At 70.9% G+C, this 18,628-nt stretch carries 16 protein-coding genes; 10 read left to right on the top strand and 6 right to left on the bottom strand.

Going from position 1 to position 18,628, the window contains the following annotated elements:
- Nucleotides 1-28 precede the first annotated feature (28 nt).
- From galU to M446_RS08525, 3 genes are all read left to right on the top strand, one after another.
- Nucleotides 29-895 carry a UTP--glucose-1-phosphate uridylyltransferase GalU gene (gene galU / locus M446_RS08535; protein WP_026190816.1) on the top strand — a complete coding sequence of 289 codons (867 nt, stop codon included), beginning with the start codon at nucleotides 29-31 and terminating at the stop codon, nucleotides 893-895.
- A 257-nt stretch (nucleotides 896-1,152) separates the two neighbouring features.
- Nucleotides 1,153-1,599, top strand: a complete 447-nt coding sequence (locus M446_RS08530; RefSeq protein WP_012331700.1) for a cupin domain-containing protein — start codon at nucleotides 1,153-1,155, stop codon at nucleotides 1,597-1,599.
- The gene (locus M446_RS08525; protein WP_012331699.1) at nucleotides 1,596-2,384 is read left to right on the top strand and encodes an SDR family NAD(P)-dependent oxidoreductase; all 789 of its coding nucleotides are present in this window, start codon (nucleotides 1,596-1,598) and stop codon (nucleotides 2,382-2,384) included. Before M446_RS08530 ends, M446_RS08525 begins: the two co-directional genes overlap by 4 nt.
- A 153-nt stretch (nucleotides 2,385-2,537) precedes the next feature.
- On the opposite strand, the gene M446_RS08520 is transcribed toward M446_RS08525, so the two are convergent.
- The gene (locus M446_RS08520) at nucleotides 2,538-2,858 is read right to left on the bottom strand and encodes a hypothetical protein (protein ID WP_018261954.1); all 321 of its coding nucleotides are present in this window, start codon (nucleotides 2,856-2,858) and stop codon (nucleotides 2,538-2,540) included.
- Nucleotides 2,859-3,291: 433 nt separating this feature from the next.
- Between M446_RS08520 and M446_RS08515 the strand changes: the two genes are divergently transcribed.
- Nucleotides 3,292-3,792 carry a hypothetical protein gene (locus M446_RS08515; RefSeq protein ID WP_012331697.1) on the top strand — a complete coding sequence of 167 codons (501 nt, stop codon included), beginning with the start codon at nucleotides 3,292-3,294 and terminating at the stop codon, nucleotides 3,790-3,792.
- A gap of 184 nt (nucleotides 3,793-3,976) precedes the next feature.
- Nucleotides 3,977-4,858: a hypothetical protein gene (locus tag M446_RS08510; protein WP_265576566.1), complete on the top strand. Its 882-nt coding sequence runs from the start codon at nucleotides 3,977-3,979 to the stop codon at nucleotides 4,856-4,858.
- Nucleotides 4,859-5,116: 258 nt separating this feature from the next.
- Here M446_RS08510 and M446_RS08505 read toward each other — a convergent pair whose 3' ends face one another.
- On the bottom strand, nucleotides 5,117-5,929 hold the full coding sequence (locus M446_RS08505) for an ArsR/SmtB family transcription factor (RefSeq protein ID WP_012331695.1): 813 nt from the start codon (nucleotides 5,927-5,929) through the stop codon (nucleotides 5,117-5,119).
- A gap of 299 nt (nucleotides 5,930-6,228) precedes the next feature.
- Here M446_RS08505 and M446_RS08500 point away from each other — a divergent pair, with 299 nt between their 5' ends.
- The 4 genes from M446_RS08500 (at nucleotide 6,229) to M446_RS08485 (ending at nucleotide 11,367) form a co-directional block, all read left to right on the top strand.
- Nucleotides 6,229-7,443 carry an ABC transporter substrate-binding protein gene (locus tag M446_RS08500; protein WP_043701007.1) on the top strand — a complete coding sequence of 405 codons (1,215 nt, stop codon included), beginning with the start codon at nucleotides 6,229-6,231 and terminating at the stop codon, nucleotides 7,441-7,443.
- A gap of 279 nt (nucleotides 7,444-7,722) precedes the next feature.
- Nucleotides 7,723-8,595 (top strand): branched-chain amino acid ABC transporter permease, encoded by an 873-nt coding sequence (locus tag M446_RS08495; protein ID WP_012331693.1) that lies wholly within the window; start codon nucleotides 7,723-7,725, stop codon nucleotides 8,593-8,595.
- 4 nt (nucleotides 8,596-8,599) lie between these two features.
- Entirely contained in the window at nucleotides 8,600-10,639 is a 2,040-nt protein-coding gene (locus tag M446_RS08490; protein WP_012331692.1) for an ABC transporter permease subunit, read from the top strand.
- Nucleotides 10,640-10,644: 5 nt separating this feature from the next.
- Nucleotides 10,645-11,367, top strand: coding sequence for an ABC transporter ATP-binding protein (locus M446_RS08485; RefSeq protein WP_012331691.1), 723 nt, complete (start codon nucleotides 10,645-10,647; stop codon nucleotides 11,365-11,367).
- 11 nt (nucleotides 11,368-11,378) lie between these two features.
- Here the strand turns inward: M446_RS08485 and M446_RS38810 are convergent, their stop codons facing one another.
- The 4 genes from M446_RS38810 to secA form a co-directional block, all read right to left on the bottom strand.
- Nucleotides 11,379-11,531, bottom strand: a complete 153-nt coding sequence (locus M446_RS38810; protein ID WP_265576565.1) for a hypothetical protein — start codon at nucleotides 11,529-11,531, stop codon at nucleotides 11,379-11,381.
- A 488-nt stretch (nucleotides 11,532-12,019) separates the two neighbouring features.
- Nucleotides 12,020-13,366: an esterase-like activity of phytase family protein gene (locus M446_RS08475; RefSeq protein WP_012331689.1), complete on the bottom strand. Its 1,347-nt coding sequence runs from the start codon at nucleotides 13,364-13,366 to the stop codon at nucleotides 12,020-12,022.
- 175 nt (nucleotides 13,367-13,541) lie between these two features.
- Nucleotides 13,542-13,898, bottom strand: a complete 357-nt coding sequence (locus tag M446_RS08470) for a hypothetical protein (RefSeq protein WP_012331688.1) — start codon at nucleotides 13,896-13,898, stop codon at nucleotides 13,542-13,544.
- A 313-nt stretch (nucleotides 13,899-14,211) separates the two neighbouring features.
- The gene (secA, locus tag M446_RS08465; RefSeq protein ID WP_012331687.1) at nucleotides 14,212-17,088 is read right to left on the bottom strand and encodes a preprotein translocase subunit SecA; all 2,877 of its coding nucleotides are present in this window, start codon (nucleotides 17,086-17,088) and stop codon (nucleotides 14,212-14,214) included.
- A gap of 237 nt (nucleotides 17,089-17,325) precedes the next feature.
- Here secA and M446_RS08460 point away from each other — a divergent pair, with 237 nt between their 5' ends.
- A complete protein-coding gene (locus M446_RS08460; RefSeq protein WP_012331686.1) occupies nucleotides 17,326-18,579 on the top strand; it encodes an ABC transporter substrate-binding protein in 1,254 nt (417 codons plus the stop codon).
- The last annotated feature ends 49 nt before the right edge of the window (nucleotides 18,580-18,628 follow it).

Below are 18,628 nucleotides of genomic sequence, written 5' to 3'. Positions count from 1 at the left end.
CCCACCTCGTCTCACCGGATCACGCATGATGAAGCCCATTCGCAAAGCAGTCCTGCCCGTCGCGGGTCTGGGCACCCGCTTCCTCCCGGCGACCAAGGCGGTGCCCAAGGAGATGCTGACGGTCGTGGACCGGCCGGTGGTGCAGCACGTGGTCGACGAGGCGAGGGAGGCGGGAATCGAGCACTTCATCTTCGTGACCGGCCGCGGCAAGGGCGTGATCGAGGACCATTTCGACATCGCCTTCGAGCTCGACCGCACCCTGCAGGAGCGCGGCAAGCAGGCAGCCTACGAGGAGTTGAAGCGCGACCTGCCGCAGGCCGGGCAGACCAGCTTCACCCGCCAGCAGGCGCCGCTCGGCCTCGGTCACGCGGTCTGGTGCGCCCGCGAGATCGTCGGCGACGAGCCCTTCGCGGTGATCCTGCCCGACATGCTGAGCCGCGACTCGATGCGGCAGATGCTCGCCGCCTACGAGCGCCACGGCGGCAACGTCATCGCGGTCGAGGAGGTGCCCCACGACCAGACCCACCAGTACGGCATCGTCAGCGTGGGCGAGGATTTCGGCGACACGTTCGAGATCACCGGCATGGTGGAGAAGCCGCCGAGGGGCACCGCGCCTTCCAACCTCATCATCTCGGGCCGCTACATCCTGCAGCCGGAGATCTTCGACATCCTCGGCCGGGGCGAGAAGGGCGCGGGCGGCGAGATCCAGCTCACCGACGGCATGAAGCGGCTGGCCGAGACCCAGGCCTTCTACGGGATGCGCTACCGCGGCAAGACCTACGACACCGGCTCGAAGCTCGGCTTCCTGGTCGCCAACCTCGCCTACGCCCTCGCGCGCGACGACCTGCGCGACGACCTCAAGCGCGAAATAGCCGAGCTGCTGCGCACAGCGTGAGGCGGCCATGCGCGCGAAGCGGGGGCGCGCATTAAATTCCGCTTGCGGTTTTTGCAGCGCGCCTTAAATGTTGCATTGCGAGATCGCGATGGCGTCGCGGTCTCGCAGCCCTCCTTGGGCGTTTCCTCCCTAGACTTCGGGCCGTTCGCGAGAGCGGCCTTTTTTTTGGCCCGCTCCACAACCCGGTCCGCCGGGCATCGGCGCGCCCCGGTTGTGCGCGGGCGGCCGAGCGTCCACTCTGGCCGCGGGAGGAGACGATGGCCGAGAGGACGCCCGCCACGGGCCGGTTCGACATCATCGCGGAGGCGCTGGCGCTGCCGGCCACCGCCGAGACGATGCTGGCCGACACCTACCTGACCGACCGCGAGGCGGCGAGCGCGCGGGTCTTCCGCGTCTACCGGCCGACGCCGCCGCACTTCCACCGGGAATGCGACGAGTACCTCTACGTGGTCTCGGGGCGGGGCACCTTCTGGATCGGCGACCCGGCGGCCGAGGCGGAGTTCGGGCCCGGCCACCTGCTGGTCTTCGAGCGCGGCACCGTGCACGCCCTGCCGCGCATCCTGGCCGAGCCCGTGGTCTTCCTCTCGATCGACACGCCGCGCCGGGCACCGACCGACGTCGTCTTCGTGGACGCGGCGCAGGGCTCGCCCGAAACCTTCATGGCGCGCAACGCGCCGCCATCCCCCTCCGGAGATCCCGCATGACCGAGCCCGCCCGCACCGCCCTCGTCACCGGCGCCGCCCGCGGCATCGGGCTCGCGACGGCGCGGCTCTTCCTGCGCGACGGCTGGCGGGTGGCGCTCCTCGACATCGACGCCGAGGGCTTGGCCGCGGCCGCGTCGGGGCTCGACGCGCCCGAGCGCGTCCTCGCCCTCACCTGCGACGTCTCCGACGAGGCCGGGGTCGAGCGGGCGGTGGCGGCCACGGCCGACCGCTTCGGCCGGCTCGACGCCCTGGTGAACAATGCCGGGGTCGCGGTGTTCAAGCCGCTCCTCGACACGAGCCCGGCCGAGTGGGCGCGCGTGCTCGCGGTGAACCTCACCGGGCCGTTCCTCTGCGCCCGGGCCGCCGCGCCGGTGATGGCCCGCACGGGCGGCGGGGGGATCGTCAACATCACGTCGATCTCGGGGCTGCGCGCCTCGACCCTGCGCGTCGCCTACGGAACCAGCAAGGCGGGGCTCGCCCACCTGACCAAGCAGCAGGCAGTCGAGCTCGCCGGGCTCGGCATCCGGGTCAACGCCGTCGCCCCCGGCCCGGTCGACACCGCCATGGCGAAGGCCGTGCACAGCCCGGCGATCCGCGCCGACTACCACGACGCGGTGCCGCTCAACCGCTACGGGCTGGAGGAGGAGATCGCCGAGGCGATCCTGTTCCTCGCCGGTCCGCGGGCCGCCTACGTGACCGGCCAGATCCTGGCGGTGGATGGCGGGTTCGACGCCGCCGGGATCGGGCTGCCGACGCTCAGGCGGGCGGCGGGCGCGCGGGAGTGAGCGCGGTTCCGGCGCGCCCCCCCCTCGCGCCGGCTCCGGAGCCGGCCCAAGCGGGGCGGCGCGGTCCGGGCGGAGCCTGCCCTCAAGGCGGCGATGGCCCGACGCGTCGCGGGAGCGCTGCCGGTCGCGCGTCGGCCAGACGAGGCGAGGCGGCTAGGACTGGCAGCCGGCCGTCAGGGCGTCGAGGTCCCTCTGGAGCGCGTCCTCGTCCCCGATCGTCTGCTCGATCAGGAGCGGGTCGGTATGAGCGTATTCCTCGCGCAGGCCGACATCGTGCAGGGCCGCCTCGCACGCCCCCTGCCGCGGCGAGCGGTCCCGCACGATCTCGGAGACCGGCGAGGTCAGCAGCGAGAGGCTGAGCGCGATCACGCCGGGCGCGAGGCGCGTGAGGCTCCCCCGCCCCCACCCGGCCGGAGCGCCCCAGCGTTTCGCCGCGCCGGCCCGATCGTCGGCAGTGCAGATGGACGGTTTCATCCCCATTTCATGGTCCAGACTTGCGATCACCTCGTGTGATCAAATCACGGCAGGGTAATTCTGCCATCATCCAAACGGGTGACGATGTGTTAATGAAACCTTAAACTTCAGTAAAATTGAGTCATTGGGGATCATAACGGAGTCCGTCAGGGCATCGCCGGAGATGTCCCAGCGTATCGGGGCGAGATCGCGGCGACGGGCGCGCGGACAGGATGGAGCGGGCGGCGCGACCGTGCGCCGTCGCGCGACGCCGCTCGACCGCAATCGAGGCGACGCGCGGCGCCGCGCCGGGCGCCGGAGCGATCACCGGGGCATCGCCCGGGAGCGCGCGACCGGCGCCCGGTTAACCAGTCCAGCTGAAGACGCTCGACGGATCCGTCCGAGATGCCAGCCTGACAGAACACGGAAGTCCGGGAGACGTCTGGAACAGCGCATGATCCGATCGGTCATCATCACACTCGCCGTGCTCGGCCTCGGCCTCGCCGCGATGCCATCGGCGGAGGCGCGCGGCTTCCACGGGGGCGGCTTCCACGGCGGCGGCTTCCACGGCGGCGGCTTCCACGGCGGCGGCTTCCACGGCGGCGGCTTCCACGGCGGCTGGGGCGGCTTCCGCGGCGGCTATCACGGGGGATTCGGCGGTTTCCGCGGCGGATTCGGCGGCTTTCGCCGCGGCCACCACGGCGGCCCGCGGGCGCCGGGCCGCGGCGGGATCCGCCGGGGCGAGTTCGGCGGGCACGGCGCCGCGGGCTCCCGGGGGCGCCACCGGCACGGCGCCGAGTACCGGCCGCGCGCGGGCCATCCGGGTGCCGAGTACCGGCCCGGCCGGGGACATCCGGGCGCCGATTACCGCCCGCCCGAGGCGGAGCGCCCGTTCGGGCCGCGCCGCTCGCCCGGGATTCGCCGCTACCGGCCCTTCGGCGACGGCGCCTTCTGACGCCGTCCGGCGCGGTCCCGCGCGATGCGTCTCCCGCGGCCCCGCCCGCGCGGGACCGCGGGAGGACGCGCGTCGCGATCTCCCCGCATTCCCGCCCCAATCGGCAGGTCTAACTCGCCGGGTCCGAGCACAAGGGGATGCGGGGAGAGAACCCCACCGCCCCGAAACCAAGGGAATGCGGGACATGATCGCTCTGCGGTCGACTCGGAGCGCGGCCCCCGCGGCCGCGCTCGCCTTCGCGGGCCTGATCGCCCTGCTCGGCGTCGCGGCGCCCTCGCCCGCCCGCGCGCAGGTCTCCTACGAGGCCGAGCAGGTGGACGCGGTGCTCGCGCCCCGCGCCGTGCTGGCGCGGCTCGGCCGCGAGGGCTACCGGGGCTTCACGCATCCGCGCTTCGACGGCGACACCTACACGCTCGATGCCGATTCGCCCTGGGGCAACCGGGTCCGGCTCACGGTCGATGCGCGCTCGGGCCGCGTGCTCGACCGCGACCGGATCGAGGCGCCCCTCTACCCGCCGGGCATCGTCCCGGGCGCGCGCCGCCCCGGCTACGGCTGGACCGAGGCCGAGGCCCGCATCGCGCCGCCCGGCGACCTCGGCCGGCCGCTGCCGCGGGACCCCGAGGTCGTGCCGCTTCCCCGCATCCCGTCCTACGGCCGCGGCGGGCCGCTGCCGGAGGAGCCCCGCCTCGCCGCCCGGCCCCTGCCGCAGCCCGAGCGGAGCCTGCCCCAGGCCGCGCGCCCGGCGCCGACCCCGAGCGCCGCGCGGGACGCGAACCCGCTCGGACTCAATCCCGACAATCCCGCAATCCGCCGCCCCGCGGCGCCGCGCAGGACCGCCAAGCCGGCGCCGAAGCCCGTCGAGAGCCCGGCCGCCCTCGTCGAGCCGAGGCCGGCCCTGAAGCGCGACGCCGCGCCCGAGCCCGCCAAGCCCGCGGTCGCGGCGAACGCGCCCGCCGCCGATCCCGGCTGGAAGACCCCGCCGGATTCCGGCAACCGTCCGGTCCGGGTGATCGGCGGCATCACCCAGGTCCCGGCCAAGGACGAGGCGGGCAAGGCCGCCCCCTGAGCAGAATGGCATGGGGCACTTCTGCTTGGGTCTCTTGGCTTCGCGGCGTTTCTCGCCGACGCGGTCCTTCGGTTCGCCGCCGAACCGGTGACCGCTTCGGCGAATGATGCGGAGAGCATTGTCCGACGAAGCGGATGCCGGTCCGTCGAAGACAAGGCGGCAGGATCGAAGATCGAGACCTGCGCCCGATTGCACCGTGACCGGGCGCTGCTCCAGGCGGGCGCGTGGAGGTGAGCGGGCCTGCGCCGTGCCGGCCCGCTACCCGGCGGCCGGCGCGTAGGCGGCCTCGACCTCCAGGGGCGTGCCGGTCTCGATCAGCGTCTTGAGGCGCGACAGCGTCTCGGGCCAGCCCGCGGTGACCGCCCGCGCGGTGGCGGTGTCCCCGGCGAAGCCGTCATGGATCAGCCTCAGCCGGCAGGCCTTCGGCCCCGCCGGGGTGATCTCCCAGGTGACGCGGGAGGGCGCGTCGGCGGCGACCTCCGGCGACCAGCGGGCGTGGAAGCTCATCACGAGGCGCCCCGGCGGCGACAATTCGACGATCTCGCCGACGATCACCGGGCGCTCGCCCATCAGGAAGGTGATGGCGCCCCCGACCCGCCACTGGGTGCGCGAGGTCATGTTGAAGTGCTGGTAGAGCGGGGTCTTGGCGTCGTCCGTCAGCACGTCCCACACCGCCTGCGGCGTCGCCGCGATGTAGAGTTCGTAGACGTGGCGCGGGGCCGCTTCGGTCATCGCAGGAGATCTCCCGTGCTGCGGATCGCTGCCTTCGAGCCGATCCTTGATGTCGACCATGGTGCGCACGAACGGCGCGGCGAACCGGCTGATCCAGCGGTCCGCGACCTGCTGGATGGGAGCCGGGTTGAGGTAGTGGAGTTTCTCGCGCCCGTGCCGCCGCGCCGTCACGAGGCCGGCCTCTTCCAGCACGCGCAGGTGCTTCATCACCCCGAACCGCGTCATCGGGGCGGATCCGTTCCGGTGCAGGTCGGCCAGCGTCCGGCCGTCGCGCGCGACCAGGAGATCGAGCAGCGCCCGCCGGGCCGGATGCGCCAGAGCTTCGAAGACCCGATCCATGCCGCGTGGTTATGTGACTTCTTGGTCACCTGTCAAGGCCGGGGAGTCGGCCGCCCGGCCCCGCGCCGCGCCGCCGGCGGCTTTGCTTGCGCCCGCGGAGTTCTCGCCGCGGGCGTGCATCGCGGCGCGTGACATCCGCAAGCTGTCGCGCGCCGCGAGGGCGCGCGGGACGCCTCGGGCCCCAGCGTCTACATCTAAAGACGCAGTCGACAAGCGCTGCCAATTCCCGTTTCATCCCGGCCCCAAGGTCCGATCCCAACGGGCCGGCAAGCAAAGAAGCGACCTCGGAGGAGACCCTCATGCGATTGCCCGTCACCGCCCTCGCGGCGGCGCTCGCCTGCGCGACGATCCTCGCCGGCCCGGCCCGGGCCGCGGACCCCATCAAGATCGGCGTGTCCGGGCCCTTCACGGGCGGATCCTCGTCGATGGGCGTGTCGATGCGCGACGGCGTGCGGCTCGCGGTGCAGGAGATCAACCAGAAGGGCGGCGTGCTCGGCCGCCAGCTCCAGATCGTCGAGCGCGACGACGAGGCCAAGAACGAGGTCGGGGCCCAGGTCGCCCAGGAACTGATCAACAAGGAGAAGGTCGTCGCCACGCTCGGCTTCATCAACACCGGCGTGGCGCTCGCGGCCCAGCGCTTCTACCAGGAAGCCGAGATCCCGGTGATCAACAACGTGGCGACCGGCACGATCATCACCAACCAGTTCAACCCGCCGGATTACGACGCCAATTACGTGTTCCGGACCTCGGCCTACGACGTGCTGCAGGCCGGCATGATGGCCGACGAGGCGATCACCCGCGGCTTCAAGAAGATCGCGATCCTGGCCGATTCCACCAATTACGGCCAGCTCGGGCGCGAGGATCTGGAGAAATATCTCAAGACCAAGGGCGTGACCCCGGTCACCGTAGAGAAATTCAACATCAAGGACGTCGACATGACGCCCCAGCTGCTGAAGTCGCAGGCGGCGGGCGCGGACGTGATCCTGGCCTACGGGATCGGGCCGGAACTCGGCCAGATCGCCAACGGCATGGCCAAGCTCGGCTGGAAGGTGCCGATGATCACCTCGTGGCCGTCCTCGATGCAGAGCTTCATCGACATCGCCGGGCCGAACGGCAACGGCGTGACCATGCCCCAGACCTTCATCGAGGATAAGACCCTGCCCCGGCGCAAGGCCTTCCTCGAGGGCTACTACGCCACCTACAAGGTCTCCAAGATCCCGACCCCGGTGGCGGGCGCGCAGGGCTACGATTCGGTCTACCTGCTGGCCGCGGCGATCAAGCAGGCCGGCGGCACCGACGGGCCGAAGATCCGCGCGGCGCTGGAGGACCTGAAGGAGAAGGTCGAGGGCGTGGTGACGACCTACGACCACCCCTTCACCAAGACCGACCACAACGCCATCACCCGCAACATGGTCGTGTTCGGCAAGGTGCAGGACGGCCGCATCGTCTACGCCAAGGACGAGGACGCCAAGAACGCGGGCGTCGTGCGCATGAAGGAGAAGGCGTCGAACTAGAGCAACGCCCGATCACGTTGCAACCGGGCGCAGGTCTCGATCTTCGATCCTGCCGCCTCGTCTTCGACGGACCGGCATCCGCTTCGTCGGACAATGCTCCAGGCGTCGTCCGCCGAGGCGGTCACCGGTTCGGCGACGACGACGATGCGAAGACGCAAGCCTCGGCGGAGCGGCCCCGCGCCGTACCGCCGGGGCGCCCTTTCCCAGCCGACCGATCGCACGGCCCCGCGCGGATCTCCGCGCTGGCCACATGCCTCACGGCCTCCCCCGGGGTCCCCCATGCACATCTTCCTGCAGCTCGTGGCGAGCGGCGTCGCGGTCGGCATGATCTACGCGGCCATCGCCTTCGGCTACCAGCTCACCTTCGCGACGTCGAAGACGCTGAATTTCGGTCAGGGCGAGGCGCTGATGCTCGGCGCCCTGTTCGGCCTGACGCTGGTGCCCTTCACGGGCTACTGGCTGATGCTGCCCCTCGTGCTGGTCTTCGGCTTCGCCCTCGGGGCGCTGGTCGAGCGGCTCGGCGTGCGCCCGGCCGTGAAGATCAAGTCCGAGTACGGATGGATCATGGCGACCATCGCGCTCGGCATCATCTTCAAGAACGTGGCCGAGAACATCTGGGGCCGCGACGACCTGAAATTCCCCTCGCCCCTGCCCGAGGCCGCCCTGACCTTCGGCGGCGTGCGGGTGCTGCCGATGGAGCTGTTGGTCGTGGCCGGCGCGCTGCTGATGATGCTGGCGGTCGAGCTGTTCAACCGCCGCTCGATCTGGGGGAAGGCGGTGGTCGCCACCTCGAACGACATCGACGCGGCGGGGCTGATGGGCATCAACACCCGCAAGGTCATCACCCTCTCCTACGCGATCAGCGCCATGACGGCGGCCTTCGCGGGCGTGCTGGTCGCGCCCGTGACGCTGACCGGCGCCACGATGGGCTCGGTGCTGGCGCTCAAGGCCTTCGCGGTGGCGATCATCGGCGGCCTCGAATCGGGCCTCGGCGTCATCGTGGGCGGGCTCATCCTCGGCGTCGCCGAGACCCTCACGGGCTTCTACATCTCGACGGGCTACAAGGACGTGCCCGGCCTCATCCTGCTCCTCCTCGTCCTCGCCGTGCGGCCGGTCGGCCTGTTCGGCAAGGCGGTGATCAAGAAGGTCTGACGTCATGGCGCCGTCCGCCTCCGCGCCGGTCCTCGCCCGCGAGACCGCGCCGCCCGCCGCCCCGGGCCTCGGCCGCTTCGCCGGGATCCTGGGCGCGGCCCTGCTGATCCTGGGACTCGCGGCCTTCCCGCACCTCGTCGGCAGCCAGTACTACATCCACCTCGTCACCGTGATCGCGATCTACGCGATCCTGATCCTCGGCCTCGACATCGTGGTCGGCTACACGGGCCAGGTCTCCCTCGGCCATGCGGGCCTGTTCGGGGTCGGCGCCTACGCGGCCGCCGTGCTGTTCCTCAAGTTCAAGCTCGGCATCTGGCTCGGGCTCCTTGCCGGCATCGGCGTCACGGCGGCGTTCGGGCTGCTGCTGGCGATCCCGGCGCTGCGGGTGAGCGGCCCCTACCTCGCCATGGTGACCCTCGCCTTCGGGACGATCGTGCAGATCTTCATCAACGAGATGACCGATCTCACCAACGGGCCCCTCGGCATCACCCTGCCGCCGGCCCGCGTGCTCGACTTCTCGCTCCTGGGCCTGTCCTCGCCCTGGGGGGCGGCGGGCCGCCGGCTCGAATTCTACTACCTCGTCTGCGCCTGCCTGCTCCTCACCATCCTGGTGGTGAACCGGGTGGTGCGCTCGCCCTTCGGGCGGGCCTTCGAGGCCCTGCGCGACTCGCCCATCGCCTGCGACTGCATGGGCGTCAGCGTCTACCGCTACAAGGTCTACGCCTTCGTGATCTCGGCCGGGCTCGCGGGCCTCGCCGGCGCGCTCTTCGCGTGGTCCGAGCGCTACGTCGCCCCCAACACCTACGGTTTCGAACTGACGGTGCTGTTCCTGCTCGCGGTGACCATGGGCGGGCGCAAGTCGCGCTCGGGGCCGCTGATCGGGGCCGCCATCGTGGTGATGATGCCGAACATCCTCGCCGACATCGAACTCGTGCGAATGATGGCGGGCGGCATCGCGGCGCTCGCCGTGGCGATCCTCGCCGTCGCCTTCCTGCGCCGCCGGGAGAACCGCTTCGCCCTCCTGGTGCCGGCCCTGCTCTGCATCGCCTTCTTCCCGGCGACCCTGGCGCTCCAGTCGGTGACCGATTACCGGCTCACGGTCTTCGGGCTGATGATCCTGTTCGTGGTCTACTACCTGCCCGAGGGGATCGTCGGCTACCTGCGCGAGAAGCTGCCCTTCCTGCGCCCGGCCCACACGGGCGAGGGCCGGCTGCTCACGGCCGCGGGCGAGGCGCTGATCCGCCAGGGCGGCCGCGAGGGCACCGATCCGCTGCTCCGGGTCGAGGGCGCCGTGATGCAGTTCGGCGGCCTCAAGGCGCTGGCGGGCGTCGACCTCGCCGTGCGGCCGGGCACGATCCACGGCCTGATCGGACCGAACGGCTCGGGCAAGAGCACGATGATGAACGTGCTCACCGGCATCTACCAGCCGACCGACGGGGCCGTGGTGCTGGCCGGCGCCAACCGCCTCGACGGTCGCACCCCCTCCGAGATCGCGCTCGCGGGCGTGGCGCGGACCTTCCAGAACGTGCAGCTCTTCCGCGAGATGACCGCCCTGGAGAACGTGCTGGTCGGGCTCCACCACAGCTTCCAGGGCACGCTGTTCGACGCGATCCTGTCGACGCCCCGGCGGCGGCGCGAGGAGCGCGAGGCGCGCGCCCGCGCCATGGCGATGCTCGACTTCGTGGGCCTCGGCGCCCTGGCGCAGGTCGAGGCGCGCAACCTGCCCTACGGCAAGCAGCGCCTCTTGGAGATCGGCCGGGCGCTGGCCCTCGACCCGGTGCTCCTCCTCCTCGACGAGCCGGCGGCGGGCCTGACCGCCCCGGACATCGCCGAACTGACCACGATCATCCGCAAGATCCGGGACGCCGGCATCACCGTCATCCTGATCGAGCACCACATGGACGTGGTGATGGGGCTGTGCGACCGCGTCAGCGTGCTCGATTTCGGCCACAAGATCGCCGAGGGCAACGCCCGCGAGGTCCAGTCCGACCCGAAGGTCATCGAAGCCTATCTCGGCAGCCCGGTTGCCGACGCCGCGGAGTAGCGCGCATGCTCGACGTCACGGGGCTGGCCGCCGGCTACGGCCAGGTGGAGGTGCTGCACGGCCTGACCTTCGCGGTGCCGAAGGGGCAGGTCGTGACCCTGATCGGCTCGAACGGGGCCGGCAAGACCACGACGATGCGGGCGCTCTCCGGGATGATCAAGCCGCGGGCGGGCTCGATCCGCCTCAACGGCCGCGAGATCGGCGGGCTCGACAGCCACGAGGTCGCCCGGGCCGGGCTCGCCCACTCGCCCGAAGGGCGCCGGGTCTTCCCGACGCTCACCGTCGAGGACAACCTGACGCTCGGCGCCTTCCCGCGGCTGACCGGGTCGCGGCCGAAGGGGGACGTGGCCGCCGACCGGGACCGGATCTACGCCCTCTTCCCGCGCCTCAAGGAGCGGCGGGCGCAGCTCGCCGGCACGCTCTCGGGCGGCGAGCAGCAGATGCTGGCCATGGGTCGCGCCCTGATGCTGCGCCCGGAGATCCTTCTCCTCGACGAGCCCTCGATGGGTCTGGCGCCGAAGCTGGTCGAGGAGGTGTTCCGCACCATCCGGCGACTCAAGGAGGAGCAGGTGACGATGCTCCTCGTCGAGCAATTCGCCATGGCGGCGCTCGCCGTCGCGGACCACGCCTACGTGCTGGAGAACGGCCGCATCCGCTTCCAGGGCCCGGCCGAGCAGCTGCGCTCCGACCCCGCCGTGCGGGCGGCGTATCTGGGCGGGGGGCATTGAGGCGGCGCGGGTCAGGCCCGCTCGGCCGTGCCGAGCAGGCCCCTCGCCCCGGCAACGGCCCAATCCAGGGCTTCCAGGAAGGCCTGGAAGTCCGGCTCATCGAGTTTCTGGCGATCACGATGGACCGAGGTCGCGTCCCCGGTCACCTCGTTCTCGTTGGTCACGAAATCTCCTTTGCGGAAGCCGAATCTCAGGAACTCCTGGGAAGGGCCACCGACGTGGCGGGCGTAATGCAAGCTCTCGCGGGCCACGATCGAACCGCGATCCGGCTCGCCGATATCGAGGACGCAAGTCACGACGCGGCGTTCGACCGCCGATGTCGCATGAGACAATCGCGGACAAATCTCACGACATCGAGCGGTTTCGACTTTCCGACATCATTCGACCCCGCGAAGACGGCATAACTTGCGATATAGCCGGTCTCCGCGCAGCGGAAAGTCCCGAAATCTCGAAGCTTTATACTCTCGATCCGCACCAGGTCAGACCCGGCCGGCGCGGCGTCCGTCATTTTGTGATGAGGGCGGACGAGGTCTCCGGTCGCGACGATTCCGGAGACCTCGGACGGCTCCCCACCCCCACGCTCTCGCACTGCTGCATGTCGAGAAAGCCGGGCCAGGCGCGACGGGCCCGCCGCCCGTCGCGCCTACGACCGCTACTTCGCCTTCAGGAACTCGGCCACCTCCAGCAGCACGAACTCGTTGTCGTCGGCGCGGTTGGGGTCGCGGCTGGCCGAGAAGGGCAGGTTGTTGTCGTTGCCCACGACGATGTGCCGGTCGTCGACCACGTCCACGTTCTCGATCGTGAAGAACGGGAAGGCCAGCACCCCGTCGGTCAGCGGCTTGCGGGCGCGCTTGTGCGGATCGGCGATCCGCATCAGGTCGATGAAGCCGATCTTGCGCACCGGGCCGCCCCGGTTCGCCTCGGTCATCTCGATCTTGACGACGCGCTTGAACTGCGCCGGCACCGAGAAGCAGTCGGGCCGCTTCTCCCCCGCCGGGCAGGCCTTGTCGGCAGTCCCCTCCCCGTCGTCGCGCTCGATGATCAGCGCGGTCGCGGCGTCGATCATGTTGAAGTCGCCGATCGCGTGGCCGTTGCGCTCCAGCGGATAGGTCCAGAACCGGCCCGTCCAGGAGGCGGCCGCGACGTCGAATTCGAGGATGCGCAGATCTTCGCGGCCGTCCGTCTTCTCCCAATCCTTGGCGTCCGCGTCCCAGAGCGGGCCCTCCAGGAGCGGGTAGAGGAAGCGCCCGTCGGGCGAGGCCGCCATGCCCTCGAAGCCCTTGGAGCGCTTCACGGTGAACACGACCGGAGCGGTCGGGACCGGCGGGGTCGTGACCGCGAAGTGGTCGGGCGAGCGGGCGGGCTTGCCGGCCACGCTGGTCTCGATCACCGCCTTGACCCGGCCGCTGCGGTCGGCCCGGATCAGGTAGGGGCCGAATTCCTCGCCGATCCAGAGGTCGTCGCCGACGAACTGGAAGCTCTCGGGGTCGAAGTCGCTGCCGGTCAGGTAGCGGCTCTCCGTGCCCTCGTTGGCGATCCGGAAGGGGACGCGCCGGTCGGGATCGCGCAGGAAGATCGTCTCCAGCCGCTCGACGGTTCCCTTGTCGAAGTCGATCCGGTAGCGGTTCAGGTACAGCATGGCGTCCGGCGAATACGCCTTGGTGCCGTAGCCGTTGTCGGTCAGCACCCAGAAGGTGCCGTCGGCCATGCGCTTGATGCCGGAATGGCCCTGCAGCGGCTGGCCCCGGAAGGGCAGCTTGACCCCGGTCGGGTGGCCCATCGAAAGGCCCTCGACCGAGCCGACCTCGTCCACGCGGCGGCCGGTGGTGAACTTGCCCGAGACCGTGAGATCCTTCGGCGCGTCGGCAGGCGCCGGGATGACGCTCAGGGCCGGCAGGATCGCGTGCCCGGCGAGCACGGCCGGGAAGGCCTGCGGCTCGGCGAGGGCGGGGACCGAGGTGGCCAGCAGCGCGAGGACGAGGAGACGGGGGACGGGCATGGACACCTCACGGGGCGTCGCGACCGGGCGGCCGCGGCGCGGCCCTTCTGCGCGAGGCCGGTGTCAGGCCCGTGACACGGCGCCCTCCCCTGCCCCTCGGCCCGCGGGGCCGTCTCCGCCCACGAAAAAGGGCACCGTCGCCGGTGCCCTCGCGCCGTCGCCGTGACCGTGGTCCCTACTCGCAGACCTCGACGCGGCGGTAGGTGAAGGATTCGTCGTCGAGCCAGACCTTGCGGCGCTCGAAGTGGCAGACCGGGGCGCGGCGGCGGACCACGACGGGCTCCGGCTCCTCGACGTAGACCCGGCGCGGCGGGGGCGCGACGTAGACCGGCGGGGGCGGGGCGGCCTGGGCGCCGTTGATGATCGCCCCGGCCGCGACGCCGCCGAGGACGCCGGCCGCCGCCCCACCGAGGATCGCGGCGCCGACATTGTCACGGGCCGAGGCGGCCTGCGGCGCCGCGACGGCGACGACGGCGACGAGCGCCGCACACGCGCTCACGCGCGAGAGGCCGAAAGAAGACAGAGCGCGCACGCTGGATCTCCAGGAAAGGTGCAAGCAGGATGGCGGCGATTGCTTAACGAAACGCCAAGGACACGAAGCCAAGGACATAACGCCGAGAGCAGAGGGAACCGCACGGGAGGTGCGGCGCGGCGCGACGCGCCTTCCAGCCCATCGCGACCATGCCGGCAGCGTGGTGGCGCTTTGCGGCAATTTCCGGGTGCATGGCGGCATTCCCGTCCTGCACGGCCGCCTGTGATCTGCCTGCATCAGGGCACGGCCCAGCCGGGCGAGGCGGGGCCGCCGAGGCGATCCCGGCGCCCGCGCGGGGCCGGGACCGCGCCGCTCACGCCTCGCCGCTGAAGCGGCCGTGGCAGTGCTTGTACTTCTTGCCCGAGCCGCAGGGGCAGGGCTCGTTGCGGCCGACGCGGCCCCAGGTCGAGGCGTCGGTCGGGTCGCGCTCCAGCACCGCCGCGTCCGCCGAGAGGTCCTGCGCCGCGTAGCCGAAGGCACCGCCCCCGCCGCCGAAGCTGCCGGAGCCCTGCGGCAGCGCGAACTCGTTCTCGCCCGTGACCGGGTCGAGGTGCTGGGCGAACATCGGCGGCAGGCTCGGGGCCTCCGGCTCCTGCATCATGATCTCGATGCGCATGAGCTGGCCGGTCACCTGCTCGCGCAGGGAGCCGATCAGGCCGTTGAAGAGCTCGAAGGCCTCCGACTTGTACTCGTTGAGCGGGTCGCGCTGCGCGATGCCGCGCCAGCCGATCACCTGCCGCAGGTGGTCGAGGGTCACGAGGTGCTCGCGCCAGAGGTGGTCGAGGCTCTGCAGCAGGACCTGCTTCTCCACGTAGGCCATCAGGTCGGGGCCGTTGCGCTCGACCCGGGCCGCGTAGCCCTCGTCGGCGGCCTTGCGCAGGCGGTCGCGGATCTCCTCGTCGGCGATCCCCTCCTCCTTGGCCCAGTCCTCGACCGGGACATCGAGGTTGAGCTGCGCGCCGATCGCCTCGCGCAGGCCCGCCACGTCCCACTGCTCCGGATAGGCGTCCTCCGGGATGTGCTGCGCCACCACGTCGTCCACGACCCCGTGGCGCATCTCGTCCACCGTCTCGCGCACGCTCTCCTGCGCCATGAACTCCCGGCGCTGCTCGAACACCACCTTGCGCTGGTCGTTCATCACGTTGTCGTACTTGAGCACGTTCTTGCGCATGTCGAAGTTGCGGGCTTCGACCTTCTGCTGCGCCTTGGCGATGGCCTTGTTGATCCACGGATGGATGATCGCCTCGCCCTGCTCCAGGCCGAGCTTCTGCAGCATGCCGTCCATGCGGTCGGAGCCGAAGATGCGCATCAGGTCGTCCTGGAGCGACAGGTAGAACTTGGAGCGCCCGGGATCGCCCTGGCGGCCGGAGCGGCCGCGCAGCTGGTTGTCGATGCGCCGGCTCTCGTTGCGCTCGGTGCCGACGATGTAGAGCCCGCCCGGCAGGGCGGATTTGCGGCCCGCCTCCGGATCCGCCGGCTCGCCCGAGGCCAGCACCTGGGCCCGGTTCTCGTCGATCTCCCGGCGGATCGCATCGACGCGCGCCTGCCGCTCCGGCCCCTCCGGAACCTCGGCGAGTTCCTGCGCCACCCGCATCTCGACGTTGCCGCCGAGCTTGATGTCGGTGCCGCGGCCGGCCATGTTGGTGGCGATGGTGATGGCGCCGGGCACGCCGGCCTGCGCCACGATGTAGGCCTCCTGCTCGTGGAAGCGCGCGTTCAGCACCGCGAAGCGCTTGGTCACCCGCCCCTCGCGGGCCGCCGCGTAGACCTCCTCCATGGCCGAGAGGTTGCTGTAGTCGAGCGGCCGGTAGCCGTGCCTCTCCAGGAGGGCCGCGATGTGCTCCGAGCGCTCGATCGAGCCCGTCCCGACCAGGACCGGCTGGTGGCGGGCATGCGCCTTGTCGATCTCCGCGATGATCGCGGCGTACTTCTCCTCGGCCGTGCGATAGACCTCGTCGTCCTCGTCCACGCGCTCGACCGGGCGGTTGGTCGGGATCTCGACCACGCCGAGGTTGTAGATCTCCTGGAACTCGTCCGCCTCGGTCGAGGCGGTGCCGGTCATGCCGGCGAGCTTCTTGTAGAGGCGGAAGTAGTTCTGGAAGGTGATCGAGGCCAGCGTCTGATTCTCGGGCTGGATCGTGACCCGCTCCTTGGCCTCCAGCGCCTGGTGCAGGCCCTCCGAGTAGCGCCGGCCCGGCATCATGCGGCCGGTGAACTCGTCGATGATGACGACCTCGTCGTTGCGGACGATGTAGTCCTTGTCCCGCGTGAACAGGGTGTGGGCGCGCAGGGCCTGGTTCACGTGGTGGACGATCGTGATGTTGTGCGCGTCGTAGAGGTCGCCCTCCCGCAGCACCCCCGCCTCGCGCAGCAGCTCCTCGATGTGCTCGTTGCCGCTCTCGGTGAGCGAGACCGTGCGCTGCTTCTCGTCGAGGTCGTAATCCTCGCGCGCGAGCCGCGGCATCAGCGCGTCGATGGCGACGTAGAGGTCGGAGCGGTCGTCGATCGGCCCCGAGATGATCAGCGGCGTGCGCGCCTCGTCGATCAGGATCGAGTCGACCTCGTCCACGATCGCGAAGGCGTGGCCGCGCTGGACCATCTGGCCCAGCTCGTACTTCATGTTGTCGCGCAGGTAGTCGAAGCCGTACTCGTTGTTGGTGCCGTAGGTGATGTCGCAGGCATAGGCCGCCTTGCGCTCGGCGTCGTCGAGCCCGTGCACGATGATGCCGGTGCTGAGGCCGAGGAAGCCGTAGACCCGGCCCATCCACTCGGCGTCGCGCCGCGCCAGGTAGTCGTTGACCGTGACGACGTGGACGCCCTGGCCGGCGAGCGCGTTGAGGTAGGTGGCCAGGGTCGCCACCAGGGTCTTGCCCTCGCCGGTCTTCATCTCGGCGATGCCGCCCTCGTGCAGCACCATGCCGCCGATCAGCTGGACGTCGAAATGCCGCTGGCCGAGCACCCGCTTGGCCGCCTCGCGCACGGTGGCGAAGGCCGGCACCAGGATGTCGTCGAGGCTCTTGCCGGCCGCGACCTCGGCCTTGAGCGCGTCGGTGCGGGCGCGCAGGGCCTCGTCGCTCAGGGCCTCCATCTCGGGCTCGAGGGCGTTGATGGCCGCGACCCGGGGCCGATAGCCCTTCACCCGACGGTCGTTGGACGACCCGAAAATCTTCTTGGCGATGGCACCGAGCATCGTGGACCTGCGATCGATCGAAACGTCTGACGCGAGCGTGATGCCGCGCGTTATAGAGCCATATAGGCGTCCGCGCATCAGAAAGGGACCGGGCCTCTCGGGCGGGTCGGCCCTGCGCCGAAAGGCTTACGGCCGGAGGGCGCGCGGACGCTTGATTCGGCGCGCCCGCGGCCCTGTTATCGGCGCCGCCAACGACAGGGCGGGCCGGCCGGGTCCGCCGATCGGGAGAGAAACCTCATGCGGACCCTGACCCGGGCGCTCGCCCGCACCACCGCGCTCGGCCTCGCGCTCCTCGCCGCCCAAGGGCTCGTCGCCGGCCCGGGCGCCCTCGCCCAGCAGGCCGACCCGGGCCGGATCTCGGACGGCGTCGTCAAGATCGGCATCCTCAACGACCAGTCGGGCGTCTACGCCGATTTCGGCGGGCGCGGCTCGGTCGAGGCGGCCAGGATGGCGGTCGAGGATTTCGGCGGCAGCGTGCTCGGCGCGCCGGTCCAGATCGTCGACGCGGACCACCAGAACAAGCCCGACATCGCCTCCAACGTCGCCCGCCAGTGGTACGACACCGACAAGGTCGACGCGATCATGGAGCTGACCACCTCCTCGGTGGCCCTCGCCGTGCAGGGGCTCTCGCGCGAGAAGAAGCGGATCACCATCGTGGACGGGGCCGCGACGACGGACCTCACCGGCAAGCAATGCACGCCCTACGGGTTCCATTGGGCCTACGACACGCACGCCCTGGCGGTCGGCACCGGCGGCTCCCTGGTCGAGAATGGCGGCGACACCTGGTTCTTCATCACCGCCGACTACGCCTTCGGCACGGCGCTGCAGGCCGACACGACGAAGTTCGTCGAGGCCAAGGGCGGCAAGGTGCTCGGCAGCGTGCGCCATCCCCTGAGCGCGCAGGACTTCTCCTCCTTCCTGCTCCAGGCCCAGGGCTCGGGCGCCAAGGTCATCGGCCTCGCCAATGCAGGGCTCGACACCTCGAACTCGATCAAGCAGGCGGCGGAGTTCGGCATCGTCCAGGGCGGCCAGCGCCTCGCGGCCCTGCTCTTCACCCTGGCGGAGGTGCACGGCATCGGGCTCAAGGCCGCCCAGGGCATCGTGCTCACCGAGGGCTACTACTGGGACCTCGACGATCAGGCCCGGGGCTTCGCCAAGCGCTACATGGCCCGGTTCGGGCGGATGCCGAGCATGATCCAGGCCGGCACCTACTCGTCGGTCACCCACTACCTGAAGGCCGTGAAGGCGGCCGGCACGGACGAGACCGAGGCGGTCGCCCGCAAGATGCGCGAATTGCCGGTCGACGACTTCTTCGGCCGCGGCGGCAAGGTGCAGGCGAACGGCCGCATGGTCCACGACATGTACCTGTTCCAGGTGAAGACGCCGGCCGAGTCGAAGGCGCCCTGGGACTATTACAAGCTCCTGGCCACGATCCCCGGCGAGAAGGCGTTCCTGTCGCCCAAGGACAGCGGCTGCCCGCTGACGCAGTGAGGCGCGGAGCGCCCGTCATCGCGGGAGGCGGCTCGCCGCCTCCCGCGGA

It is taken from the genome of Methylobacterium sp. 4-46, from assembly GCF_000019365.1.
Classification (GTDB): domain Bacteria; phylum Pseudomonadota; class Alphaproteobacteria; order Rhizobiales; family Beijerinckiaceae; genus Methylobacterium.
This window is presented reverse-complemented; position numbering and strand designations above follow the sequence as displayed.